Genomic DNA, 26,334 nt, shown 5'->3' on the forward strand with positions numbered 1-26,334 from the left:
TAAAAAACAGATCTCAGCGGGGTGTGGCTTAGATTTTACCGACCAGGTCCAGAGACGGAGCCAGCGTCGCTTCGCCCTCTTTCCATTTAGCAGGGCAAACTTCGCCCGGGTGAGAAGCGACATACTGAGCGGCTTTCACTTTGCGCAGCAGATCCGACGCATCGCGGCCGATGCCTTCGGCGGTGATCTCCACAGCCTGGATGATGCCCTGAGGGTCAACGATGAAGGTACCGCGATCGGCCAGGCCTTCAGCTTCACGCAGGTTTTCAAAGTTGCGCGACAGCTGGCCGGTCGGGTCGCCGATCATGGTGTATTTGATCTTGCCGATGGTTTCGGAGCTGCTGTGCCACGCTTTGTGCGTAAAGTGGGTGTCGGTGGAAACGGAGTAGATTTCCACGCCGCGCTGCTGGAATTCGTCATAGTGATCGGCCACGTCGCCTAATTCGGTCGGGCAGACGAAAGTAAAGTCGGCAGGATAGAAGAAGAACACGCTCCATTTGCCTTCGATATCCTTTTCAGTCACTTCGATAAACTTGCCGTCTTTGAAGGCCATGTTTTTAAACGGTTTAACTTGAGTATTAATTACTGACATCACTGTATCCTCATGTGTGTTTGCTTGGGAGGTAAGATACAGAAACGTGATCGGCGTCACCAATCCATTGTCATTATCGAATCAATAAGTAATACCTTACTTAGCGATAGACATAACTTCCGTTACCGCGCGACAGCAAGGCGCGCCTTAGACGGCACGCCGCGGAACGCGGTTATCGTAAACGGCTCAGCAACCTTTTAACGCGCGCTTTAGCGGCGTTGCCCCAATAATCCGCCGCCCAGGATCAGGATCCCGCCGATTATCGACGTCATTGCGGGCATGGCATTGAACACTAAGGTGTCAAGAATCATCGCCCACACCAACCCGCAAAACTGCCACGGCGCGAGGCGGGATGCCTCTCCCAACCGGAGAGCGGCGGCTATGCTCACCATCGCCGCAGTCTGTACAATCGTGAAAACCGCCGCAACCAATAAGCCTGCGGGAGATAAGGCATGCCACATCCAGGGTAACGTGAAGATAAGCACAAAAAACCCAACAACGGAGACCTGCAGGGCCGTATCAACGCTCGTTGCGTCATTCCGCAGCCTGCGGATCATGATTTGATAAAGCGCATACATCAACGCGGCGCAGCCGCCGGCGACGACCCCGGCAAACGAAAGAGCATCGGCGCCTCCCGGCTTTACGATCAGCAGCATACCGGCAAATCCCATCGCAATACCCAACCAGCCGATTAGCGGCACACGCTCGCCTAAAAACGCGCCCCCCATAATCGTAATCAGTATGGGCGCCGTAAACCCGATAGCAGACGCATCGGTTACCTGAATCAAGCTATAGGAGACTATCGATAAAATATTCGATGCGACTAGCGCGGCGGCTGTCGCTCTTTGTTCTAACGGACGAACGGGAAGCCAGATACGCCGCCAGGTGACGTCCGTAGAAGATATGCAGGTCAGCGCGATGCCGCCAGCCAGAACGAGCCCGCAGCGCAAAAAAGTGACTTGCATGGCTGAAAGCCCATACGAAGTTACCAATGTCTTAGAAAGCGAGTAGCCAATAACGTATAAAAGACTCGATATAACGGCCAATAAAATCGCCAAAATATGAGAACGACGATGATCCCAAGACACGCTTGCAAATTTAGTCATTATTACCTCAAAAGAGACAATAGAGTTTATATAGCCGTTATACTTTAAAGTTCATGTGCGTTGGCGGTGCTTAATCCGTCCTAATGAATACGTAAAATCGCCTTATCGCTATATTTTTACTTAGACTCGCGCCACAAAAAACAACCCTTTTAATAACCGACAACCAAACAGAAAAACTAATTCACGTATATTTACGTTTCAGAAAATTATGCCTGACAACCTTCCCTCGGATACATCCGCCATAGCAGCGTCATCTCTCCAGAGCGGCTAAGGAAAGAGTCTCAAAGGCGCGATTGGTTGAAAAATTAATTCTTTGATGATTATAATAAGCTGAGCTGATTCCAATAGAGAACCCATTGAAATGACGTATAATTTAGCGACGGGGCTGGGCGATCGACGCATCACTCTGGAACATTTACGCGCTTTTGTATCGATTGCGGAAGTAAACGGCTTTGTAGACGCCAGTTTTATTCTTAACCGTTCTCAGTCAGCTATTACGCAAAGTTTACAAAAGCTTGAAGAGATCCTTGGGTGTAAACTCGTAGAACGAAGCAAAGGGCATGCGATCGGCCTTACGCGGGAAGGAAAACGATTTTTAGCTCCGGCCAAAGATATTTTAATGCGGCTCACTGATGCCACGAGCGCTTTACAGCAGCTATCAATGTCGGGCCGCGTGCGCCTGGGCGTGCCGGACGACTTCAATATTGTCGATATTCATGGCGCGCTATCGCGGTGTTTGGGAAACAATCAACATCTTGCTATTCAAATAACATCGGACCTATCGGCACATATTCTAAAATCGTTGCTCTCAGACGCTCTCGATGTAGCCATATTGGAAATGGCGCGCGGCGAACCATTGCCAAATCACCTGGCGCTTTGTCGCGCCCTGCGTAGTGAGCCGCTCCATTGGGTCGCTAACGCGTCCGTACATTATAATGATATTACGAGGCTGTCGCTTGTGACGTTTCCCGAAGGCTGCACATATAGAAGAGTAGCGCTGCGCACGCTTGAAAACAGCGGCAAAGCAGTCGATATCGTATATACCAGCGCGTCCGACGAGAATATTCGAAAGGCTGTTTCCGCCGGTCTTGGAATTACGGTGCTTCCGGCAAGCGCTATTGCTGACGACCATATCATCCTGGATCACGCTTTCGGTTTCCCGAGCCTCCCGGAGGTCGAACTCATCTTAGCCGCGAATGACGAAAATCATCTTTTTCTTCAGTTTTCCCAATTTCTTGAACGTACCGTGCTCCTTAACAACAATCGCGTCGGCGTAAAAAAATAGTAATAGCGCGGCTGTAATAAAAATAAAACCGCCGCACCTAAAATACGCCTAATCGGATAATCATCATAATCGATAATATATAGAATACGTCATCCTCATAGGATCGCTTATTATTTAATTATGATTCGCTCAAGCTTTCTTATTGCTCGCGAGCGGTTTTTATATAAACAGGAAGGCCGACTAATAGCACCAGCAAAGACACGGCGCTGATTGATACCGTCATCGCGGTTAAATACCCCTGAACTAACGCAAATGAATAGATTGCGCCAGTAAATGCGGTGCCTAACGCAGCGCACCCCTGCTGTACCGTTGCCAGCGCGCTGCTTGCTTCACTGGCAAGGTGTTTCCCCACTCGCGATAACGCAATCCTGTAAGCGGACGTTAATCTTATCGCGTCGCCTAACCCTACAGCGCCCGTGGCTATCCATAGGTCATAAAACTGCAGGTCATGATTGAATTTATAAAATAGAAACACGGTTGCTAAAAATCCGATAACCGAAAACGTCGATCCTAGAGCAAAAGATTTCGCATCCCCAATCCGTTGGCCTAATGGTTTACTTATCAATGAACCGATAAAAAACATTATTCCTAGCGCAATAAATGAGTTTCCTGATTCAAACGGCGTTAATCCTATTTCACTTTGCAAACATAAAGCCGTGACAAACAGGTATCCTGGATAAGTAAATGTCACCGTCATTTCACTGACAAATCCATTGATAACCATCGGTGTTTTGAATAAAGACGGAGGCAAGATCGGCCTGCGGCCGGCGAGTTCATGGGACCTTTCCGCCTTCCACAATAGAGCTCCGCAAGGCGCCGAGCCTAACAATAGCCACCAGAGATTAGGCCAGTGCTTGCCTAAAGACACCGGTATCATTACAAATAACAGGCACAGAATAAATAAAACGATCCCCTCCACGTCCATATGCTGCCGGGATTCATGCGACTTAGTTTCAGGGATGACAAAATAACCGAATATAAATATAACGATGCAAACAGGCACGTTCATAAAAAAAGCGATGCGCCATCCTAAATCCCATAAGTTCGCTGAAACCAACCAGCCGCCGGCCACTTGGCCGATAACGACGGAGAGGCCCGCAATTGATGTGTAAATACCTACCGCGTTGCGGTGGCGCTCCCCTTCTAATGTGGTATGTATCGTCGCGAGAATTTGCGGCATCAGGAGCGCGGCAAAAAAACCTTGAAGTACACGCCCGACAAGCATAAAGATAATATCAGCGGCGAATCCGCAAATCGTCGAAGCAATACAGAATCCGACAATACCGATCATAAACAGACGTTTTCTTCCGTACTTATCTCCCAGCCGGCTTCCGGTAGCAATTAAAGCGGCGAAAATTAACCCATAGAGCGCGACAATTAAAACAAGTCCGGTCTCGTCGGTATTTAATGTCTTACCGATTACGTCAAGTGCAACGTTAACTATTGAAAAATCTAACTGGGGTAATACCTGCCCCGCGACAAGCAGCAGTATTCCCAACGCAGAGAGCTCTTTAGTTTTATTCTTGCTTAACATTACGTGATATCCATGTTGGTTATTTTAAATGAACCATGGTAAAATTTGGCGTATAGATTCCAGAACAGCGTCCTGCTGATTATCCTCAGTTTCTCGAACGCCATCTCTCGTTCATGTTTAATTAGACATGGATATTATGACCTTGGTTTTATACCGAACAAGAAACAGGTTAGACACGTATAATTTGTATAGGGTAATTCATGAATCAAGATAAGCTAAAGCTGGCGGGCGATTTCTTACGCGCTAAAAGAGAGAGTATATCTCCTGAAACGCTGGGATTGACCAAGCCAATTCGAACCAGAACCCGTGGATTGAGAAGAGATGATGTGGCCGACTCTTCGGGCATTAGTACGATTTGGTACAGTAAAATCGAGCGCGGCCAGGCAACAGGGATCTCGCCGCAAGTTCTTATATCTATTTCAAAGACCTTACGGCTGACCAAAGCGGAATATGAATATCTATACAATTTACTTTTTCCACAGGCAAAAACCTATAAAGATCCTTGCTGTACAATTTCCGAACACACGGCTCAACTGCTGCTACAACTCAATCCACTCCCTTCATTATTACAAAACGATTATTTAGATATCATCACATGTAATTATGCATTTAGTCTTATGGTGGGTTTCAATATTGATGATATTCCCTTTACCGAAAAGAATTACCTTTATCTAACCATTAAAAACCCCGCCTGGCAAAAGTTCTTATGTATCGATACTGACGAAAAATTAGAACTGCAGATAGCGAGAATGGCGGGTTTTCTTAGAAAGACATTAGCTAAACATCCCGACGACGAAATGCTGCGACAAAAGATTGATGGTTTTAGGGATTTATCGCCTACTTTTGATCGGGCCTGGGCGGATAATACCGTACTACAGCCGGAGGAGTTGCTATATATATATAAACATGCGAAATTGGGAGAAATATCGTTAGATAAACAGCTGTGGTGGAACTTTGGCGGCGACTCCAGTAGCAGATTAAATATTTACCATCCTCAAAACGAAGCCGATCGCCTACGTTTGTTGAAAATAACGCAATAGAGTACAGAATTAAAAAATAAAAGGACGATGGCGATGATAAAACGCTTTTCGCTTCCGTCAGCGTTGCACGCAGATCGACATCAGCCTTATCGTCGGTTAACCGATCAAGCGCTTGTTTATCAGAACCATCGCCTTTTTCGTTCGGCGTCATACAGCCAGTGAAGAACCAGCCCGCCCAGGCCGACACGAAGCCGGAAACGGTTGACTGGCTATATTGCGTACTAAGCTGGGACGTTGGCAAGATATCTCCGCCCCGCCCCTCATTGATGAGTACATCAGTGTTTCATACGCAGGGTCCCGTGGCGCATCCGTACATCATGAATAGCGGAAACAATGGTACTAAGGGGATCAGAGCGATGGCTCCAACGGTGCTCACGGTTTTGGTCTTATCATTGATTGATACCACCACAGGCCGCTCCAACTGGTAAGGGGCGGCAAGCTCCGGCGCGTACGATGAGGACCAAAATCCTGCGGCTTTAAACAGAACTCCGAGGCGATCATTATCGATTTGAACCGCCTTATAATCATTGATCAGCGCGGTAAGCTGTCCGGCATCCAGTTTACGCTTATCAATCACCACCAGGTACTCCGCCGTCACGTCATGTTTTTCCACCACAAAGTTAACCCGCACCCCGGAGGCCTGTTGATGAAAGCGCTCATAAAATGTCTTATAACGCTGATACTCCTGCGGCACACCGTTGCGGTAAAAGCGGTAACTGTATTTAGCAGAGCTGGCGATAATGCCGGACTCAATAGGCTTGACGGCAACAATCGTATCGGTGGGCGGCAAATTTGGCGCACTTGTACACCCTGCCAGCATCATCATTGCCAGCAGCGATAAGTATTTCAACATTCAACCTTTCCTTTTCGCAATTTTCTCTGTAGCACCTGGAGTTTTCCTTTAAGACGTGACTCATACAATATCCACCCCCTATTTACCATAGCATCTGTCCGGCGCATCTTTACTGAAGCGCAACGTGCTAACGCCCGCTGGCGGCACATAACCTATTGCCAAATCAGATTGCGCTCAGATCGGCGAAAGTGTCGGATCGAGTATGAGTCGGTACATTCCGGTGTGTACACTCCGATGATACAACTAAATTTTCTGGGGATCCCTTAGGGGCTTCTTCCCCGGTTTTCTGCCGTCGGCAAGTCGGGCAGTGCCATGTAGGGTGAGGGCACTCAACTCTCTTTGGGTTTACGACCGCGCGTGCTTGCTTTGACTGATACGGTCCGGCCGTACTTCTTCCACCAGGCAGCCAGCGCCTCCATCGTGGGACCAAGACCGCGCGCCTTGTCGGTCATCGCATATTCGACGCGCGGCGGCACTTCAGCGTAAACAGTGCGTGAGATCAGCCCATCCGCCTCGAGCTCGCGCAGCTGCGCCGTCAGCATATGCTGGGTGATACCCGGGATTGCCTTACGCAACTCGCCGAAACGATATATCCGCTGGTTGAGCAACCACATGATCTCCAGCTTCCATTTGCCCGTCAGCAGATTGAATGCACGCCGCATTTCCTCTTGCATTGTCGTTATGTCCATCTCAATAGTATTCTTTTTCATACTTACCAACAGTAAATCATCCTTCTTGCGATAATCAATATTAGCTTACATGATAACGATATGTCGAATTTTACATCCCCATACAGGAGCTACCCGTGATCGTAAATTATGTCTATTGGACCAGCACCGTGCTGCTGTCGCTGCTCTACTTCGCGTCGGCCATGCTGTACATCACCAGAAGCGCTGATGTGCGTAAAGCCCAATCAGAGATGGGGTATTCAGCCTCTCATCTCGTGCCGTTCATGATCATAGTTAAGGTGTTGGGGCCTATCGCGATCCTGTCGCGTTTCAATCCCGGACTCAGCGACCTGGCCTACGCTGGCATCTTCTACCACCTGATCCTTTCAGGACTCGCCCACCTGGGCGTCCGCAAGCCGAGGGGCGCCATTCCTGCGGCGATGGGAGTGATGTTGCTGGCTGGCTCGTTCCTGACCCAGAACATGGCGCGAGAGGTGCCGTCACCGTATGCGCCAATGGCGACCGTGCAGTAAGAAGTGCCCTAATGAAACGATCATCTCTCTACTGCAGCGCGATTCACTCAGCCTAGGGCAAACAAATGCATACCGCCCTCCATCCGCCTGTAACCTTTGAAGAAGGACTCTGAACCATGAAGACTCATGCCCTCACCATCGACACGACCAACCCGCAAGCCCTGGCGGCATGGTGGGCCGAAGCTCTCGGCGTTGCGATCGACATCGATCATGGCGTTCTCGTCACGCTGGCGACGCCACCTCACCTGCTGCCTCTACAGTTCTTCAAAGCAGACGCGACCACCAGGGGGCAGAATCGCGTACATCCCGATTTCAGGACGCCCGACCTTGACGGTGAAACCGAGCGCCTGGTCGCGCTGGGGGCAAGCGTTATCAAAAAGGTTGAACTGCCGCAAATCCGCTTCACAACTTTGGCGGATCCCGATGGTAACAACTTCGATCTCATCCAGGAATAATCCGCCCGTGCGTGCCCTCGCATGAGGGCTCCGGGCCACCGTAACTCCCGAAAGGAGAAATACATATGAATCGTCTTGAAGAAAAAATCGCCATCGTCACCGGCGCTGGCCGGGGCATCGGTCGCGCCACAGCCAGGCTGTTTGCTGCCGAAGGCGCAAAGGTGGCTGTCCTGTCACTGACTCAGAAGAACATCGACGCCGTTGTCGCGGACATCCAGTCCGCAGGCGGCACTGCCCTTGGCGTGCGCTGCGACGTCAGCGACGCCGCCCAGATCCAGTCGGCTGTCGATCAGGTGGTCGCTGCCTGGGGTGGCATCGACATCCTTGTCAACAACGCTTTTGATCCCTCTGCAGTCCAGTCTTCAGTGCTTGAACTGTCTGTCGAGAAACTGCAACGCAACTTCGACATGGGGCCGGTCGCTTATCTGCGCATCATGCAGGCCGCCTACCCCTACCTGAAGGCCAGCGGCGCTGGAAGAATCATTAACTTCGGCTCGGCGGGTGGCCTGCTAGGCATGGTCGGTTATGCCCCCTATGGCATGGCCAAAGAAGCGGTGCGTGCGCTCACGCGCGTGGCAGCGCGCGAATGGGGTGCCGACGGGATCACCGTCAACAATATCATGCCTATCGCCGACACCTTCGGCAGCGATCGGCCGCCACTACCCAATGTGTTCGACCGCAACGGCTCGCCGGAAGAGGACATCGCGCCGGTGGCGCTGTTCCTGGCCAGCAGGGATTCCCAGTTCATTACCGGCTACAGCCTCACGCCGGACGGCGGCATGATCATCGACAGCGCCCGTTGATTCGCAACGGTACACGAGAAATACGTGTCGACGTCACTTGCTGAAGCGCGCGCTTCATGCAGATAATTATGCCGGACGAAGTGGCGTCGGCAACACCTGATCCGTGCGCAGCCGCACAACTGGATGGGGAAAGGAACACGCTCATAGCGCTGAACACAGAAACGATTGTTCATCCCCTATTCACAAACTGTGTGCCGCCGCATCGCAAACTTCAGAAGGTGAGTACCATGCTCCAAATCGACCTCTACACCGAAATCACCTGCCCCTGGTGTCTGATTGGCCAGCACCGCCTCGACAAACTATTGCGCGAGCGATTCCCCGATCTGGCTGTACGTATCGAACATCATCCCGTGTTACTGATGCCCAACGCACCAGCCTCCGGCCTTTATATTCCGGATTTGCTCAGGCAACGGTATGGAATCACCGACCCGAAATCAGCGTTCGCACGCCCCGAAGCGGAAGCGCGCGCTTCTGGACTGGATTTGGATCTCAGACGCCAACCGTATGCGTACCCAACCCAGGCTGCTCACGCCCTAATAATGGCGGCGCGGGAGCGAGGAACACAGCATTCACTTGCTGTGGCGTTCAGCCAAGCTTACTTTCTAGAAGGCAAGAACATTGCCGATGCGAAAGTACTGGCTACCCTGGCTGCAGCCAACGGCTTCTCGCGTGATGAGGCATTGGCCATTGCTGACAATAAACACTGGCACGCGCGGGCAACGCAGGCCGCTGCCGCCTCTGCAGAGGCCGGAATAAGATCAGTACCGCACTTTGTCTTCGGCAACAAAGTGGAAATCAACGGCGGGCGCAGTGAGATTGAAATAGCGTCGGCCATCACTACCGCGCTGGCTAATGTGCCGGCAGAGTGAACTGATACAGCTATGTCGCCGCCAGGCAACGATACACTCAACGTTGGCTCCGGGATACGCCCCTCCCTGCCGCGTCTGAAATGATTTTTGAAAGCCGCGAGTGCTCTACCATTAACCGACTGGTCCGATCGAAATAAGACTCAAGAAGTGGCCGAACCCTTAAACACGCGTTACGAGCCACTCTCCACACCCTTACCGGGGAATAGATTGGGGCAGTTTAGCTACCCGTCCTGGTCTCGGAGCGGGAGCATTGCCACCTGTGGTCAGGAGCGTTTTAGTAATAGGTAGAGTGCGATTGCAGTTTATGCAGCGATGATTTAACGAGCCAAGGAGATACCCGATGACCGAAAAAACAGTAATACGCTATGCACTGGAAACTGATCTGAATGACTGGCTCAAGCTGTGGGCTGGTTACAACGTATTTTACGAGAGCGAAGTACCTTCCGACATTACGGCCCTGACCTGGCAGCGCATACTTGACCCAAACTCAACAATGTTTTGCCGCATCGCCGAACAGAAAGACAAGGTAGTTGGCTTCAGCACCGGGATCCTGCACGACAGCACCTGGACGGCATCTCCGGGTTGCTACCTGGAAGACCTGTTCGTGGATCCTTCTTGCCGGGGGCAAGGTATCGGGCGTTTGCTAATTGATGATCTGGTTTCTCTGGCCAGGCAAAACAACTGGACCCGGCTTTACTGGCACACAAGGGAGGACAACCCGGCTCGTAAACTTTACGACGAATTTGCCATGGCGGATGGGTTTGTTCGCTATCGTTTGCAATTCTGAAGGACAGTTTCAGTCATCCAGGGCGCGAAGGATATTTGCATGCCTCTTCACCGAGTCTTCCATTTCTTTCGGAAAATCGGCAGCGAACTCCATAAGAAAGCCAGCTTTAGGCTCGTCCAGAGAGTGCAGTGAGTCCCAGCAAATCGATACCGGCACGACAGGTTTTCTCAACGGCATCCCGGATGACCACACAGGGCATCTGCATACCGCCTCTGGGCGCCTTGGGGTCGACGTAACACCCCGAGCTTCCAGTACGTAGCGCCGCTCAGCATAGACATAGACACTACGCATAGTTCGCATATGCGAGCCAAAGCGCTCCCTTCCATAGAGCGGGCCAGAGTCAATTGCGGGATGGAGGCGCTGTAGCCGTCCTGCAATTTGCAGAGCATGGTCATTGGTGCCGCAAGTTGAGGCGGCAGCACCATGTATCCAAGGTGCAGGCCAGACCACGTTGGCGGTGCCGGAGAAAGTCGTCGCGTTGTGCCGCCGCTTTCCCGTGTATGGAGAAGGTCGATAACCACTTCCATAAGGACTGCCTGCGGGGGTGGCTCAGGTCGGAGCGGTGCAGGCTGACGGCTTCCGGTTCGTCAGGAATGCTTCGGCCTGGTAAATACGATGTTCAGGCCAGTCCACCACATCAATGCGTTCGATGCATGAAGAGTTTTGGTTCCCCGATATCGTCAAGAACAGAAGCTTCGCATAAAGCACTCGCTGAGCGGAGATCGGTACGGGACTTTCTGCGCGAACCGAAACCCGTTTTGTCGCGCTGGGCTTAACCGAACCACTGCCTCAATCACACACTAACGCCGGCCTTCACTGTTTGACATGTATGACCTACCCTCAAAAAAGCCAAACAACGCACGGTTGGAAGATCATCTCAACCGCCCGGGGCAGGGCGGCACGTCCTGTGGGCGCTTGCCGGCCTTACGCATTTCGTCCTGAAGCTGCTTGACGATTTGTGGCGGGATGATCCAAAGGCCTCGATCCAAATCGAATTGGTCTCGGATCGCCAATCGCAGTTCGCCAGTTCGTACCCCGGTCAGGAGTAGCAACCGTATGCCGAGTTGGGTCTGCCAGCCACGGGGGCTACAGAGTCGAAGCTTATGGAGAAATTCAGGAAGCTTAGGCAGATGCAGATATGGGTTGTGGGTCACAGGAGGCTTAGGCTCGGCTACCACGTCCAGATCAGAAGCAGGATTTGTTTCCAGCCCCTCCACGATGACGAGGCCGTAACGGAACAGCTGTCCCAGCCATGTACGGACTTTTTCCGCGATGGTAAAGGACTTGCGCGCTTCAATCCTAGCCAAGACACCTAGCAGCTGCGGACGGCGAATGTCGTAGATTGGCATCTTTCCAAGGCTGGGGAGCACGTCCTTGTCGAAGATCCGTTTGATCTGCGACAACGTGCTATTCCTGCCCTCCTTGAGTTCCTTGAGTTCCTTGAGTTCCTTGAGTTCCTTGAGTTCCTTGAGTTCCTTGGCACGATGCTCGATCCAGGCATTGAAGACAACCTTGAACGTAAAGTCCGACGCCAGTTTGACCGCGTGCAGTTTCTGCTTCCGGTCGGTGTGGGGATTGATGCCTTGGGCCAAAAGTACCCGGGCCTCGTCACGCAAGGGGCGAGCTTCGCGCAGGCCAATCTCGGGGTAGTTGCCCAGAGACATGCGTTTTTGCTTGCCGAGCCAGTAATAGCGCAGGTGCCAAGATTTGCCGCCAGTTGGGGCAACGACCAGTCCGAGGCCGTCGGTATCGGGGATGCTGTAGGTTTTGTCAGCAACTTTAGCTTGCCGCACAGTCAGATCAGAGAGTGCCATCATTGAACTCCTAAGTCTTGGACTTAGGCCCGATGCTGCTACTCATTCCGATCCAACCCCAGCAACAATCCGGAACCGGCATCCTCCACATTCTTTGTCCTTGTTTTTGGCCTCAAAAACGCTGGCTGTCGATGGATTCCAGTGGCTTTTGCTGGAATGAAAAAAGGAGCAAAAGCTCCTCTTTTCATATACTTACAGACGACAGTGGAAGTCTGTAGATCATAATTTGGAGCGGGAAACGAGGCTCGAACTCGCGACCTCAACCTTGGCAAGGTTGCGCTCTACCAACTGAGCTATTCCCGCACTAACGCGCCATATTATCTCTCAGTTGCGCCGAAAAGCAAACTTGCCGGGCCAAGAGTGATACATGGTGCAAGAAATGGACATAATGTGATGAATATCATAACCATATCCTAAATAAGCCGAGCTGCGGGATAGAAACGCCAAAAGCGTTTTCGCACCTCGCTTGCGCTGGCTCCAACGGGCGAGCAACAAAGCCAGCGCATTGGCAGCTTGAAGTATGACGGGTATCTACCCACACGGTGTCCCATATCGCCGCGGGCTGACAGGCCCTTTTAAGCCTCAATGCGCTTTATCGCCGTCCCGGCGAAATAGCCGTTCTGATAACCGGAAGAGACTCAGTATCCTTGCGCAAAATCCACCTCCCCGCGTAATTCCCCGCCCCGGCGGAAGCGGGCCAGGTTATCCAAAAACAGGCGGACCAACAGCGCCGGAACCATCGGACCGGCGATATGCGCGGTGATGGTTAGATTGGGTTCGCGCCAGAACGGATGGGCCGCAGGCAGCGGTTCCTGTCGGAAAACATCCAGCACCGCCCCGGCAATCCGCCGGCCGCGCAGCGCCGCGAGTAAGTCCTCGTCAACCACCGCGGTTCCCCGCCCGACGTTAATGAACAGAGCGGATGTTTTCATCGCGGCAAACAGCGCGGCATTGTAGATATCCGTCGTTGCGGCGGTATCGGGCAAGAGGTTTATCACGTAGTCGGCCTCCCGCGCCGCGCTTTGCAGCCCGTCCATCCCCGCCACGCGCTTAAAGCAAGACAACGTCCGCGGCGTATTCACAATGCCGTAAAGCTCTACGCCGAAAGGGCGCAGGAACTCCGCCACCTGGCAGCCGATCTCGCCCGCGCCGACAATCAGCGCTTTTTTACCGGCAAGCGACCCCGGTAAACGGTGGTTCCAGCGCCGCTCGCTCTGACTATGCTGCCGCTCGTCAAGCTGTAATTCATGCCTGAGCAGGTAAGCGATAATATACTCGGCGATGGGCTGGCCAAATACGCCGACCGCCCGGCTTAGCCGGTAGTCCCGCGGCAGCGATGCGGCCAATAGCGGCTTAAATCCCGCCCAGGTGGATTGCAGCCACTCGGGTTTGGCGCCCCGGGCCAGCAGCCCAGCGGCGGCATCAGGCTCGCCAAGCCAGATGGAACAAGCATTCGCCTGTTCCGCGGTGCCGTCCGACGGCGCCAGCTCAATCGACGGGGCTGCATCACGCAACAGCGCGCTTATCTCATCGGCCCGGGCATCCAGCAGAAGAACGGAGGTCATACGCCTATTCCTTACGCACAATTCAAGACAGGAGAAAAAACAACAGCGTAACCGGCAGGAAGAAAAGGTCAATGGAGAATGGCGAAGCGCGTCTTTTATGTTAGGAGCGACGGAAAGAGAATGCGTTTACTGACAAACCCGTCCGTCGGATCGAGAGACTCGGGGCGACCACGGGGAGGAAGCATCCCTGCGGGAACCTCCCCCCGTGTTTCCCCGACAAAAACGCGGGCGTTTTTGAACGCCGCTGGCGGCGGCCCGCAGGGCGAGTAATATCTGACCAGCCTGATAGAATGGCGGCACGCGATTCTATCAAAACTGCGACCGACTACATTTGGAAAATAGCCGCCTGCCAGGGCCTCATCTTCAGATGACTTTCGCCCGGCGCAGCCGCCTGTTCGGCGCGGTTGCTGATTAACGTTTTGACCACCTTTTTGCCATTAGGTATATCCCATTCGACATTATCATGGGTGAAGTTAATCACCACCAGATACTGGCGATCCCCTAACGTGCGGGTATAGGCAAAGAGTTTCGTATTTTGCGGATCAAGATCGTTATATTCGCCATAGATCAACGCGGGCGTCTGGTGTCTTAACGCAATCAGCTCGCGGTGATAGCCGTATACCGAATCCTGTTCGTTAACCTGAGAAGCGGCGTTAATCTTAACGTAGTTCGGATTAACGGCCAGCCACGGCTTACCTGTGGAAAAACCGCCGTTGTTCGCCGCGCTCCATTGCATCGGGGTTCTGGCGTTATCGCGGCTGGTCTGGCGTATATGCTGCAAAAACTCATCCGCCGTCACTTTCCCGCCTTCCACCAGCACCTTCCACAGCCCCCGAACTTCGACATCTTCGAAATCCTTCACCGTTTTAAAAGGATAGTTGGTCATCCCTAATTCATCCCCCTGGTACAAGAAAGGCGTCGCGCGCTGGGTCAGCATCATGGTCGCCAACGCCTTGGCGGACACCACGCGCCACTGGTCGCTGTCGTCGCCGAAGTGCGACACCGCGCGCGGATTGTCGTGGTTGCTCAGGAAACTGGTATTCCACCCCGCCGCCCCGGATTGATCTATTTTCCGGTAGGTCTCTTTCAACGCCGGCAGCGTCCACGGCGTCTTACGCCAGTTGTCGCGGTCGAGACGCACGACATCGAAATGGAACAGCATATTAAGTTCATTGCGGTCGGTGTTGATAAATTTCGCCGTATCCTCGAACGTCACGCCGAAGGCTTCGCCCACCGTCATGGTATCGTAGCGCGACAGCACTTCCCGGTTCATTTCCTGCAGATACTCATGAATGCGCGGCCCGTTGGCAAAGACGAATTCCGGGTGCTCCATTTCGCTAGGGCGCAAATCCGGCAGACCGTCCTGTTTAGAGATAAAGGGGATCACATCCATGCGGAAGCCCGACACGCCCTTATCCAGCCAGAAGCGCATGATGTCGTACACTTCATTCCGTACTTTCTTATTTTCCCAATTCAGATCCGGCTGTTTCTCTGCGAAATAGTGCAGGTAATATTGTCCCGTCGCATCATCTTTTTTCCAGGCTGAGCCGCCGAAGAAAGAGGGATAATTATTCGGCGCTTTGCCATCATGTCCGTCGCGCCAAATATAGTAATCGCGATACGGATTGTCCTTCGATTTTTTGCTTTCCTTAAACCATTGATGCTCGTCGCTGGTATGATTCACTACCAGGTCGATAATTAAGCGCATATTACGATGTTTAATTTCGCTCAGCATATGATCGAAATCGTCCATCGTACCGAATTCATTCATTACCTTACGATAATCACGGATGTCGTAGCCGTTATCCGCATTGGGCGAATCAAAGTGCGGGCTCAGCCAAATAACATTGACGCCAAGATTTTTCAGATAATCCAATTTCGCGGTAATGCCGTTGAGATCGCCAATACCATCCCCATTGCTGTCGTTAAAAGAGCGCGGATAAATTTGATAAACGACCGCCTCCTTCCACCATTTCGCGTCATTTTCCGTCGGAGTTGCCTGGGCGGACAGCGCGATGCTGGCTAATGATACCATCGCCGCCAGCTTACGGATGTGCAATTTGGCCATCTTGGTTCCTCGTGTGTAAAAGTGTTTCGTGCAGTAAAGTTTAAGCTGAATGGTTCCAGCTCATTCTAAGGGAAATTAAACGCGCAAAACTGTGAGCGAGTTAACAGCTGATAGGATAGGTTTTTTTATTTGATTAGCATGATAATAGTTTATATTAGGTAACCTTATTTATTATATTTTTTACCATCGGTGATAATCCTTAAAAAAATAAACACCTCACGGAGGATTAAAAAGAGTTTATCGAAAAGCAGATAGCACATAAGTGATAAAAATAAGATCATATTTTTTCAACTAAAGAAAATTTTTAATGTTATCCAAAAAGTTTTTGACCAAGGACAGGGAATTATGCGGTCTAAAAGCTAAAAATACCGAACAGAATCAAAAATAGCCCAATGCAAAAATAGTAATGTCGTTGCGCAGTAAAAACCGCCGAAACAGGTCAATCAATAAGTCGATTACTCACCATCATATGAATCCATTTTATCCGCCGCCTGACCTGTCTCCACAGGGTTACCTCGCCTGGCGAATGAATGCTCCGTGACGCCATTAATAATGGCGCAATAAAACAATTAGCCAGTAAATAAATTACGTAATTATTGTTTACGGGATAAATCGCGCCTGATGAGAATTGACCGGTCCCGTTATCTGCCGTGCCGATAAACGCAAAATGAATAAATAACATGACGACAAAATTCGGCATCCGTCATTTCCCGCGCAAATAAAAAGAATTGTTAACTAAGAAATAATTAGAGGCCAATATGAAAAATCGGTTAAAAAACCCAAAGGCACATTCGCTTATTTTAGCGGAAAAAGAGGATGTTCCATCCTCACTGTCCCGGCGTAAATTCATTCTTTACGGCGGATGCGTCGCGGGCGCCGTGGCGCTGACCGGCGCGCGCCAGGCCGCGGCCGGCGGCGGCGTGAATAAGCCGGCGCCGACCGCTTGCCCGCCGGGCGTTGTCGGCGCATCCTGCGGCGCGGTCGATAAAACCCTGGCGCCGGGCGCGAACCCGGCTGCGCCGGCGACCTTTACCATCAGGCCGGACAAAGGAGAAAACATCGTTTCGGAATACCCGTTTAACGGCGGCATGCTGCATGGGGCGATGGTAAGCAACCTGCATGAATTTGATACCGGCACGCTGTTCGCGCATCAGGATAACGCCGATGTCATATTGACCAATCTGGGCCCGCAGCCGGTTTTCGTCTCGGCCAACGCCGAGATCGACCGCGACCTCCAGAACGATACCCCGCTACGGCGCCCCATTGCGCCGCTGCAGAGCGTTATTATCAGAACCGGCGCGGTGATTGCCGCCGCCGACGCTTCGGCCAACGGCCTGATCTCATTGATTCAGGTACGCCAAACCCGCAATGTTGAGACGGATATTTTTTCCCAGGAGACAACCTGGGCCAAATACGCCTTCCCGGCGGGCACGCCCGCGCTGCCGCTCTGGATATCCAACCAGCTCCATCTGGCGCATCCAATCGAGGTCAACCCATGGCGTTTGGTCGGTCTGCCGGCCCCCGCGGGCAGTAAAGCCTTGCCCTATGAACTCTACGCCAATCTGTGGTGGCTGCCGGCCGGTTCGGATGCGGGGATCCATGCCGCGCACGGCAGTAATTTTCTGGAAGTGCATACGCAGCTGATCGGCCTTGGCCGCATGCAGAAATTCACCGATATGGCCAAAGCCCGCGAGGCCGTCGCCGATAAGCGCGTTATCCAGCCGGAAGGCGGCATGTTCTCGCCTTTTGATAGCGGAAAGGCCTTTCCGGAGCTGTATGAAGAGTTCAGACTGGCTCCCGGCAATACCCACCTGCCGATGCCGCTGGTCAAAGACTATGACGCCTGGAAAGGCGAGTCCGCGATCTGTAAAAACGCCAGTATGGACGATCCCTGCTTTCACTACCCGCCGCATCAATACTACGCCGATACCGATAGCGTATGGATTGCCTTCGAATTTCACCGCTCAGCGGACAAAAGCTAATCGACAACCAAGGACAGCGTAGTTATGAATGACAGAAAACTTCCGAACGCCTGGCGGGCGTATAACACCTACGATTATGTACCGGTTGAAGAGTGGTCCGTCGGCGACGATATCGAACTGTTTTCGATCCACTGGGACGGCACGCCCCATTCCGCCAGCGGATTCGATACGGACTGGACTATCTACATCAACGCCAAGGCCCGCTGCGGCGGCACAAACGCCGAGCGCGATGTTTGCCTCCTTCTCCAGGTGACCTCCTGCGAGAAAGACGCCTTCCGGGTGCGTTTTTCCCCTTCCTCCGCCGCGGTAACGGATTATCCGGATAAGGTTTACGGCCCGATCGTGGCCGATCGCCTCAGCCATATCCGTCGGCACGAGCAGGCTGCGGGCTACCGGCCTATCCTGCGCTGGAACCGCAACGGCGTAAATATTCAATTACGCGCGATACAAATTCAGTTCGTCAGGGCCGAAGACGGCCTGCTCTCGATACGCGTCAAGCGCCTGTCGGACGGCGCGATCACCGACATCTCTTCCGGCCCGTTGTTCCACGCCGCGCCCGGCGTCGGGACCGTGGCGAACATGAAACGCCAGGCGGAATCGGCGACGCACTACTTCGGCCTGGGGGAACTCCTTAATTACAATCTGACCGGCCGACACCACCCCGAAACCGGCGCGGCTAAAGAGACGTGCTACGGCTACCGCGGCTATTCGCGGCTCGACCATAGCGGCGAGCAGGTCACCTGCTACAACTACGATAACCTTTGGTACAACCAGCCCGAAGTGTTCCCGCGCAGCATCCCTTATCAGCAGGCGTTCAAAGCCTCGTCCGGCGTCCCGCAATACCTTAACGCGCCGTTTTATATCGAACGGGCCGCCATTAACGGACGCCAGCAGTTTCTGGGGGTGTTTCTCGACAATACCGGACAGAGCTATTTCTCCTTCAAGAACGCCGCCCGCGACAAATCGGCCGTTGAGGCCGGCGTGCAGCAGGGAGAATTCGATTGCCACTATATGTTCGCGCACCAGGCGGCCGGGGTGCTGGACGCTTTTACCTACCTGATGGGACGCGGCGATCTCGATGCGGAATCGCCGCACGGACAGACGCTTAACGACCGCGCGATCATGCCGCCCAAATACATTTTCGGCTATTTTCAGGCTAAATACGGTTTTCCCGGCCTGCTGCGGCCGCAGGGGGAAAACGACCCGCTAAAAGTCTATGTCGAGGATATCGTCGCGGGCCATCGCCAGGCGGCTATCCCGATAGAAGGATTGGGGATTGATATCGATATTCAGGAAGATAAAAAGGTCTTTACCATCAAGGATAGCTTTTGGTCCGGCGGGAAAGTCGGCGCCGGGATATCGGTTTTCGACTGGGCGGCGCAGTTCAACCTGCAGTGCCAGACCAATATCACGCCGTTTATCCGCGCGGATAAAGTGGCCTACCACCCCGACGACAAGACGAAAAAGCAGTATGAAACCGCGCAAGGTCTTATCCAAAACGGTTACTGCGTTCAGAACGAAGGGGAAGCCAACATCCCCAAATTCCGCGGCCCGCGCAATGAAAGCGACTATCCGGGCCTCACCTACACCCGGATCGGCGAGATCAACTATCCCGATCAAAACGTGCTGGTTCTCGACTACGGCATCAACGCGCAAACGGCGGAGCGGGATATGATCGGCGCGGTGGTGACGGACTACGGTAACCCGGACGCCGCCCGTTTTTGGGGCGATCAGTACGCCTATCTGCTGAAAAACGGCCTTGGGTTCGTCTGGCAGGACATGACGGTTCCCGACGCGATGCCCCATGTGGAAGACGGCGAAAACTTCGCCGATACGGAGGCGCCGCGCAATCAGTTCGGCTGGTCGCTGACCGGCAAAGCGCCGGACGACGATAGAAGGCGCACCAATACCTTCAACTGGCGCGGCTACCATGGACAATTGCACCTGACCGATCCCCGTTTCGGCGACGGGCGTAAAACGCCCTTCGTGGCGTTGCGCAATTTTCACGCCTATATGCTGGCGAAATCCAGCTATGAGTACGGGCTGGCGGCCCATGAGGATCTGCTAAAAGGCTATAAACGCAGCTATATCATCTGCCGCAGCGGATACCCCGGCCTGCAACACTATGCGGGACACTGGGTCGGCGACAACGCCTCGACCTGGCACCACCTGCAAGCGACGCTGCCGATGCTGCTTAATCTCGGCATGTCCGGGCTGCCCATCGCCGGAACCGATGTCGGCGGCTTCGCCCCCGGAGAGGCGCCGGAAGATCCCGGCAGCGTGCTATTCAACGGCGACCGGAATCGGAATCACAACCCGATGGTCTACGACAGGCTAGTGCTGGGCGCGGACGACATCGATATCGGCGCGATTTGCGAACAGGAGTTAATGGCGCGCTGGGTTCAGGCGGCGTGCTTGCTGCCGTGGATGCGCAACCACTACGATGCGATGAAGCCGTATCAGGAGATTTATCGCTACACGGCGACGGCGCAAGGAGAGCGCACCTTCAGCGATATCATGGCCGCCTTTATCCGTTTTCGGGTGCGCTGGCATCATCTGCTCTATGACGCGATGTATCAGAATACCCAGAGCGGCGCGCCGGTCGTTAAAGCCATGAGCCTATGGGAGGGGGATGAAGCGGTATTCAGCGAAGACAATCGCGCGATTCTCGCCACCCAGTTCTTTATCGATAACTCGGTTATCGTGGCGCCGATCCTGACGCGCAGCATGGCCGGCGCTTCCGCCGCCTATACCGTCGAAAAAGCGATCTACCTTCCCGCCGCCGGACGGGGTCGCACGACCCACTGGTTCCGGTATAACGTGCTGGAAGATACGGCGGATATCGAACATCCCGTCGCAGGCGGCAAGCAGGTCAAAATAACCGCCGATATTACCGAGCTGCCGCTGTTTATCCGCGAGGGCGCCATTATTCCCGAACGGCATACGCAGTCGGATCTGCAAGCGCCCTTCAAAAATATTCAGGTGCTGGATAAGTTTCAGCAGCCGCTCGTTCTCTCGCTCTACCCGCTGGAAAACGCGACGGAGTCTGACTATCAGCTGTATTGGGATGACGGAGGCGTAACGCGTTCGGCGGAGCGCGGCGGCGTCTTTTCCGTTATCGATATCCATCAGGAGCATACCGGTTCCGCCGGCGCCGAAGACGTTCGGGTCATCAGCCTCGTCCCGCGAAAATATGACTATCCGCTGCATGAGTTTATCTATTTGCGCATCAGATCGAGCCGCGCGTCCGCGCGCCGTATCGTCATCGGCTCGTCAAACGTCGCCGAGCGGCTGGCATCGACGGATAAGCTGTTTTTGCATCAGGGCGAGGCGGCGCATATTGATAACCGCGGCAGTATCTGGGTAAAAGCCCGAACCAACCGGTTATCTGTTGATAAGCCGCTGATCGTGAGCATTACGGCGTGAGCAATTAATCGCCGAGCGGGAAGCGGCAGAGAGACAAGTAGGAGGGAAAAGCGCGATCCGCCCTTCCCCGCGCAATAAAAAAACGCCCGCTAACAAGCTAACGCCGATCGTTTAAGCATCGAGATACACGGGGCGACCACCGGGGTGAGGCGTCCCTACGGGAACCTCCCCCGGTGTTTCCCCTAAAAGCCGGCTTAAGTGAACGGTGTTAGCTAACAAGCGGGCGTTTTTTCTTTAACCGCCCGACGCACGAGAGCGGCTTATTTCTTTAAACAATGCTCATTCCGGCGTCAAAACCCTCTCTGGCCGCAACCAGCGCATTACTGGTTTTCACCGCGCCGCCGATAACAACAGTATTGTCGATAACGTCATCCAACTGACCGACCAGATCGTTAACCGGCCGATAACCCAGCGCAATCACCACGGTATCGGCATCCAGCGAGAAATGCCCCTGCGCGTTTTCCAGATCCACCCGATCTTCGCGGATCTCGCACAGCTTGGTATTAACGTATTGTTTAACCCCGTACTCCTCTAGGATGGCGTTCAGGTGCAGCTTGCTGACGCCGTCCAGCTCCTGAAGCAAACGGTCGCGCATTTCAATAACGGCAACCTCTTTTTGCTGCATAGCCAGGTGCGCCGCCGTTTCGCCGCCGACCTCGCCGCCGCCGGCGATAACGACGCGCTTACCGGTCGTCACGTTGCCCAGCAGAACATCCTCGGCCAGCACCACATGGGACTGCTTAATCCCTTTAATCGGCGGTACGGACGGCGTCCCGCCGGTGGCGATAATCACGCTGTCCGGGCGGTCTTTCTCCACAAGCGCTTTCGTCAGTTCGGTGTTATAGCGAATCTCGACGTTAAGTTTATCCAACTCGCGGGTCAGCCAGGCGGTATAGGTCGCCAGTTCGCCTTTACCCGGCGGAAACGCGGCGGAACGGAATTGCCCGCCCAAATGACCGGTTTTTTCAAACAGCGTGACCTTATGGCCGCGCAGCGCGGCCACCCGCGCCGCTTCCAGCCCAGCCGGACCGCCGCCGGCGATGTAGACGCGTTTGGGATCGTCCACTTTGCTATAGTCCAGCTCAGCCTCGCGCCCCAGAGAGGGGTTGACCAGGCAGGTGAAGGGAACGCCGAGAGGCAGGCTGGCGAGACAGCCCTGCATGCAGCCCAGGCAGTAACGGATCGACGCCGTATCTCCCTCTTTCGCTTTGTTGGGAAGATGGGGATCGGCCAGCGAGCCGCGGCCCATCGCGATGAAATCCGCTTTTCCCATCGCCAGGACATTGTCCGCCATGCGCGGATCGTTAATTCTATTGACCGCGATAACCGGAATATCCACCATTTTTTTCAGCTCTTCGCAGAACGTCACGGCCCAGGCGTGGCCGACATACATGGGCGGTACGGTGCAGGATTTATTGTGTTCGCCGTAAACGCCCATCGTGACGTGCAGCGCATCGATGCCCCAATCTTCGAAAATTTGCGCCAGTACGCGGGTTTCGGAGATATCTCGCCCGCCGACAAACCCTTCGTCCGCGGAAATACGTATAGTAACGGGATAATCATCGCCCACTTCGCGGCGAACGGTTTGATAAATTTCTTTTAAAAACTGAATTCGCCCATCCAGGCTACCGCCATATTTATCCGTTCTTTTATTTGCGTAAGGCGATAAGAACTCCGCGATCAAATAACCGTGCCCGGCATGTATTTCCACGCCATCAAAACCCGCTTGTTTTACCCGGCGGGCGCAATCGCCAAAATCTTTTACCAGTTGTTGAATTTCCGCATCCGTTAACTCTTTGGGCATTTCCTGTAATGCCGGACAGGGAATGGCCGAAGGCGCAACGGGCTGCACGCCGCCATTCACCAAATGGGACGTCTGCCGACCCGCATGGTAAATCTGCGCGAAAATTTTACTGTCGTATTGATGAATGGTATCGGTTAATTTCTTATGGCCAGCGATTTGCTCATCCCGCCAAAGGCCGCCAATATGCTCACAGCCCATGCCGTGTTCATTAACCGCATAATTTTCCGTAATAATCAGACCCCAACCGCCCTTTGCCTTCTCTTCGTGATAAGCGATGTAGCGGTCGGTCGCGGTGCCGTCGACATTGCACAGATCGGAAACCATGGCGGGGACGACCAGCCGGTTGGGAATAATGCATTGATTAATTTTTCCGGGTTGAAATAATTTTTTAAACATATTTTTCATGCTTCCTAATAACGAATGTAAAATATATCATCCGAATAAAATATTAGTGATACTTCCAGATATACCATCCTCAACGGGAATTATAGTGATTGCCAAGATTCATGGCGAACACCTATAAAAGAAAATACACCAATCAATGATCTCTCATAAACTATCCGCAACATATATAGAGTAAACGGCCGTAGCGGTATATTTTATTATAACAATGCGATCACATATAGATATTCTATTTCACAGTCAGAAAAACATTACTTACCTAAAAAATAATTTACCCTAAAAAAAATAAAACCACATAATGACGGATTAAGCATATATAACCGTAATATATATCCGTCACTGGCGGCACGCATCACGGTCGCGAACGCCGAAGGTGACGCGCTAACGGCGCTACAGCTTCCCGGTCACATACTGGGCCTCGCCATAGCCAAAGCTCCAGTCGCTCTGGTCGTTATTGATAAAAGTAATCATCAGGTCATGCCCCTCAATCCCGCAATGCCGGCTAAACTCTTCGGCCAGGCGTTTCATGAAAAGCTGCTTTTGTTCACTGCTGCGCGGACTGGTGAAAACCCGCACCATCACCAGCTTATCGGAGCGCGTGAAGCCCAATCCGGTATCGAGAAACACCATTTGATATTTTTTGTTTTCTTGAACAATCTGGTAGCGATCTCTTTCCGGAACCTGAAACGCCTCCAACACCACGCGGTGCGCGACATCCAGCAAAGTACGCAATTCTGATGCGCAACGGCCTTTACCCACTGGCTGCGTTCGCGCTTCGCGTAAACGTCGGGAATGCCCAGTGCGTCTTAGCGTCTGGAGCAAGCCGGTGCCGCATCTTCCGCCCGCGCGGGACGCTGCGGCCCCGATAGCGCCCGGGCAAGGTTCGCGCCCGCCACCCGCCAACGCGCTGCGCGCCAGATCGCGCATCGGGGCGATCGTCAGCCCCAGCGTGGCCGCCGGGCAACGCGGTGATTCTCAAGCCGGATCCGCGCACGCCGTTCAGCGGCGGCGTCGTGATAGCGGCGGCTCTGAAGCAGGCCGGCCTCCCCAAAGGGGTGCTGCACATGCTGCCAGGGGGAGCGGACGATCGCTGGCGCTGAGCGAGCGCCTGCACACCCAGACGATCAGGAATCAGATCCCGCCGTACCCGTTCTGATTACCCACCGAGGAGACGCCTCATGTTCGACATCCTTACCGCCGTCGCCCGCGACGGACAACTGCCGGCGCCCTTTCCCATCGTGCTCGGCCATGAGGGCGACGGCATCGGTTAACGCCATAGGGTATGCCTCCTTCAAGGTTGAAGAGAGGTGTACCGCGCACAGGGAAGCGACTCAGCAAACAATCCGCACCCGTAACGCACCCGATTTTCGTGTACTAATTTGTGTACTACTTCGGCGTGGTTGACGATGGTTGTCAGTGGATGTCGCTGGATATTACCCGTTGAATCAAGAGGCTACAGACTTTGGTGGCTGTCTATAGAACAAGAATTGGAGCGGAAAACGAGACAAGCGCCGAGTTGCTAATTCTGAGTTTATGAATGTTAGTTCGATACTATCTGTATCAGTTGAGCCTTGAATTAGCCTTGTTTTTGAGGGTTCGCCAAGCAAACGAATTAACGGCGCCTTTAGCCAGCCACTAAGGCTCAATCGCCCTTCTCGGTTAATATTATCCCCACGCCAGATACAATGCGTCAATGCCATATAACCAATTGAAAATAAATATTTTTATTTATCTTAACTATGCATTAGGGTATATGGTCGACATTGTTTCTGTATTATTTTTTGGTTATATTCAATACGAGATACATCAATGAGGAACACACCATGTCCCGAACCACGACAATGACCGTTCGCCTCAAAGGGCCGCTGAGCGACTTCGTGGCCGCCAACGTAGGCGAAAACGGCGCTTACGACAACGTCAGCGAGTACGTCCGGGACCTGATCCGCCGGGACAAAGAGCGGGTAGAAGCGGAAGCGTTCGCACGGCTCAAGGCCGAACTGACTAATGCCTTTGCTGCACCAGAGTCTTCATACGTATCCCTGACTGCCGCCGATATCATTGCACGCAACAAGGCCTGACCGTATGGCTAATGTTCGCATCCAGGAAGCCGCCTCTTATCGTCTTGACGAGATCTACCGCTACACCCGCGAGCGATGGGGTACAGAGCAAGCGGATCGCTACATTACCGGCATGTTTCAGGCATTTAGCAAGATAGACACCCATGAAGTCGTATCGCGGCCGGTACCTGCTGAATTTGAGGTAGAAGGTTTTTTCTTTCGCTACGAGCGACATGTTGTCTACTGGCGCAGACTATCAAACGGCGATATAGGTATCGTGACGGTCCTGCATGAGCGGATGCATCAGAGTGATCGGTTTCGAGAAGACTTTGGAATTTGATGGCGGCTTAAGCGTGGTTTTTTTTACATGAGTTAAGGTGCAGACAGGCTGGCGACGGCTTTTTTATTGCGTCTGTAGGTTTCAGGCAATTTCCAGAGACGGGGGTGTACCGCGCACAGGAAAGCGACTCAGCAAACAATCCGCATCCGTAACGCACCCGATTTTCGTGTACTAATTTGTGTACTACTTCGGCGTGGTTGACGGTGGTTTTCAGTGGATTTCGCTGGATGCTCAACAGAGCGATTAGCCTGTTGAATCAGAGAGCTACAGACGTTAGTGGCTGTCTATAGAACAAGAATTGGAGCGGGAAACGAGATAAATATTTCTCGCTCAATCGGCTGATTTAACAAG

21 protein-coding genes, 1 tRNA gene and 1 pseudogene are annotated in these 26,334 nt (G+C 53.1%); 12 read left to right on the forward strand and 11 right to left on the reverse strand.

Features of this window, described 5'->3' with window-relative positions; translation table 11 throughout:
* Window positions 1-28: 28 nt before the first annotated feature.
* Together ahpC and VSX58_RS15640 are read right to left on the reverse strand one after the other, a co-directional pair.
* Complete coding sequence (gene ahpC, locus VSX58_RS15635) at window positions 29-592, reverse strand: alkyl hydroperoxide reductase subunit C (protein ID WP_327612254.1); 564 nt, start codon at window positions 590-592, stop codon at window positions 29-31.
* Window positions 593-801: 209 nt separating this feature from the next.
* Window positions 802-1,698 (reverse strand): DMT family transporter, encoded by an 897-nt coding sequence (locus tag VSX58_RS15640; RefSeq protein WP_327618891.1) that lies wholly within the window; start codon window positions 1,696-1,698, stop codon window positions 802-804.
* A gap of 361 nt (window positions 1,699-2,059) precedes the next feature.
* Here VSX58_RS15640 and VSX58_RS15645 point away from each other — a divergent pair, with 361 nt between their 5' ends.
* Window positions 2,060-2,983: a LysR family transcriptional regulator gene (locus VSX58_RS15645; RefSeq protein ID WP_327618892.1), complete on the forward strand. Its 924-nt coding sequence runs from the start codon at window positions 2,060-2,062 to the stop codon at window positions 2,981-2,983.
* A 139-nt stretch (window positions 2,984-3,122) separates the two neighbouring features.
* On the opposite strand, the gene VSX58_RS15650 is transcribed toward VSX58_RS15645, so the two are convergent.
* The gene (locus VSX58_RS15650) at window positions 3,123-4,517 is read right to left on the reverse strand and encodes an MFS transporter (protein ID WP_327618893.1); all 1,395 of its coding nucleotides are present in this window, start codon (window positions 4,515-4,517) and stop codon (window positions 3,123-3,125) included.
* Between the two features lie 200 nt (window positions 4,518-4,717).
* Here VSX58_RS15650 and VSX58_RS15655 point away from each other — a divergent pair, with 200 nt between their 5' ends.
* The gene (locus tag VSX58_RS15655) at window positions 4,718-5,557 is read left to right on the forward strand and encodes a helix-turn-helix domain-containing protein (RefSeq protein ID WP_327618894.1); all 840 of its coding nucleotides are present in this window, start codon (window positions 4,718-4,720) and stop codon (window positions 5,555-5,557) included.
* Window positions 5,558-5,840: 283 nt separating this feature from the next.
* Here VSX58_RS15655 and VSX58_RS15660 read toward each other — a convergent pair whose 3' ends face one another.
* Together VSX58_RS15660 and VSX58_RS15665 are read right to left on the reverse strand one after the other, a co-directional pair.
* Window positions 5,841-6,410 carry a hypothetical protein gene (locus VSX58_RS15660; RefSeq protein ID WP_327618895.1) on the reverse strand — a complete coding sequence of 190 codons (570 nt, stop codon included), beginning with the start codon at window positions 6,408-6,410 and terminating at the stop codon, window positions 5,841-5,843.
* Window positions 6,411-6,739: 329 nt separating this feature from the next.
* A complete protein-coding gene (locus VSX58_RS15665; protein WP_327618896.1) occupies window positions 6,740-7,120 on the reverse strand; it encodes a winged helix-turn-helix transcriptional regulator in 381 nt (126 codons plus the stop codon).
* A 95-nt stretch (window positions 7,121-7,215) separates the two neighbouring features.
* On the opposite strand from VSX58_RS15665, the gene VSX58_RS15670 reads away from it, so the two are divergent.
* The 5 genes from VSX58_RS15670 (at window position 7,216) to VSX58_RS15690 (ending at window position 10,525) form a co-directional block, all read left to right on the forward strand.
* Window positions 7,216-7,611, forward strand: coding sequence for a DoxX family protein (locus tag VSX58_RS15670; protein WP_327618897.1), 396 nt, complete (start codon window positions 7,216-7,218; stop codon window positions 7,609-7,611).
* A gap of 116 nt (window positions 7,612-7,727) precedes the next feature.
* Window positions 7,728-8,066: a VOC family protein gene (locus tag VSX58_RS15675; RefSeq protein WP_327618898.1), complete on the forward strand. Its 339-nt coding sequence runs from the start codon at window positions 7,728-7,730 to the stop codon at window positions 8,064-8,066.
* Between the two features lie 65 nt (window positions 8,067-8,131).
* Entirely contained in the window at window positions 8,132-8,869 is a 738-nt protein-coding gene (locus VSX58_RS15680) for an SDR family NAD(P)-dependent oxidoreductase (protein ID WP_327618899.1), read from the forward strand.
* 56 nt (window positions 8,870-8,925) lie between these two features.
* A complete protein-coding gene (locus VSX58_RS15685) occupies window positions 8,926-9,738 on the forward strand; it encodes a DsbA family oxidoreductase (protein WP_327618900.1) in 813 nt (270 codons plus the stop codon).
* 340 nt (window positions 9,739-10,078) lie between these two features.
* Window positions 10,079-10,525 carry a GNAT family N-acetyltransferase gene (locus tag VSX58_RS15690; RefSeq protein ID WP_327618901.1) on the forward strand — a complete coding sequence of 149 codons (447 nt, stop codon included), beginning with the start codon at window positions 10,079-10,081 and terminating at the stop codon, window positions 10,523-10,525.
* An 872-nt stretch (window positions 10,526-11,397) separates the two neighbouring features.
* On the opposite strand, the gene VSX58_RS15695 is transcribed toward VSX58_RS15690, so the two are convergent.
* The 4 genes from VSX58_RS15695 to VSX58_RS15710 form a co-directional block, all read right to left on the reverse strand.
* On the reverse strand, window positions 11,398-12,342 hold the full coding sequence (locus VSX58_RS15695; RefSeq protein WP_433913812.1) for an integrase arm-type DNA-binding domain-containing protein: 945 nt from the start codon (window positions 12,340-12,342) through the stop codon (window positions 11,398-11,400).
* 224 nt (window positions 12,343-12,566) lie between these two features.
* Window positions 12,567-12,642: transfer RNA gene (locus tag VSX58_RS15700), tRNA-Gly, on the reverse strand.
* 335 nt (window positions 12,643-12,977) lie between these two features.
* Window positions 12,978-13,904, reverse strand: coding sequence for a D-2-hydroxyacid dehydrogenase (locus tag VSX58_RS15705; protein WP_327618902.1), 927 nt, complete (start codon window positions 13,902-13,904; stop codon window positions 12,978-12,980).
* A 325-nt stretch (window positions 13,905-14,229) separates the two neighbouring features.
* A complete protein-coding gene (locus tag VSX58_RS15710) occupies window positions 14,230-15,972 on the reverse strand; it encodes a glycoside hydrolase family 13 protein (RefSeq protein WP_327618903.1) in 1,743 nt (580 codons plus the stop codon).
* Window positions 15,973-16,730: 758 nt separating this feature from the next.
* Between VSX58_RS15710 and VSX58_RS15715 the strand changes: the two genes are divergently transcribed.
* Both VSX58_RS15715 and VSX58_RS15720 read left to right on the forward strand, forming a co-directional pair.
* A complete protein-coding gene (locus tag VSX58_RS15715) occupies window positions 16,731-17,954 on the forward strand; it encodes a hypothetical protein (protein WP_327618904.1) in 1,224 nt (407 codons plus the stop codon).
* A 24-nt stretch (window positions 17,955-17,978) separates the two neighbouring features.
* The gene (locus VSX58_RS15720; protein WP_327618905.1) at window positions 17,979-21,380 is read left to right on the forward strand and encodes a TIM-barrel domain-containing protein; all 3,402 of its coding nucleotides are present in this window, start codon (window positions 17,979-17,981) and stop codon (window positions 21,378-21,380) included.
* A 268-nt stretch (window positions 21,381-21,648) separates the two neighbouring features.
* On the opposite strand, the gene VSX58_RS15725 is transcribed toward VSX58_RS15720, so the two are convergent.
* Complete coding sequence (locus VSX58_RS15725) at window positions 21,649-23,580, reverse strand: oxidoreductase (RefSeq protein WP_327618906.1); 1,932 nt, start codon at window positions 23,578-23,580, stop codon at window positions 21,649-21,651.
* 396 nt (window positions 23,581-23,976) lie between these two features.
* The gene (locus VSX58_RS15730) at window positions 23,977-24,345 is read right to left on the reverse strand and encodes a tautomerase family protein (protein WP_327618907.1); all 369 of its coding nucleotides are present in this window, start codon (window positions 24,343-24,345) and stop codon (window positions 23,977-23,979) included.
* A gap of 179 nt (window positions 24,346-24,524) precedes the next feature.
* Here VSX58_RS15730 and VSX58_RS15735 point away from each other — a divergent pair.
* The 3 genes and pseudogenes from VSX58_RS15735 to VSX58_RS15745 all read left to right on the forward strand — a co-directional run.
* Window positions 24,525-24,686 (forward strand): annotated as a pseudogene (locus VSX58_RS15735) (aldehyde dehydrogenase family protein); the annotation flags it as partial.
* 723 nt (window positions 24,687-25,409) lie between these two features.
* The gene (locus VSX58_RS15740; protein WP_048637357.1) at window positions 25,410-25,664 is read left to right on the forward strand and encodes a ribbon-helix-helix domain-containing protein; all 255 of its coding nucleotides are present in this window, start codon (window positions 25,410-25,412) and stop codon (window positions 25,662-25,664) included.
* Between the two features lie 4 nt (window positions 25,665-25,668).
* A complete protein-coding gene (locus VSX58_RS15745) occupies window positions 25,669-25,983 on the forward strand; it encodes a type II toxin-antitoxin system RelE/ParE family toxin (RefSeq protein WP_327618908.1) in 315 nt (104 codons plus the stop codon).
* Window positions 25,984-26,334: the final 351 nt, after the last annotated feature.

This window comes from Brenneria populi, from assembly GCF_036016195.1.
In the GTDB taxonomy this organism is placed as follows: Bacteria; Pseudomonadota; Gammaproteobacteria; order Enterobacterales; family Enterobacteriaceae; genus Brenneria; species Brenneria populi.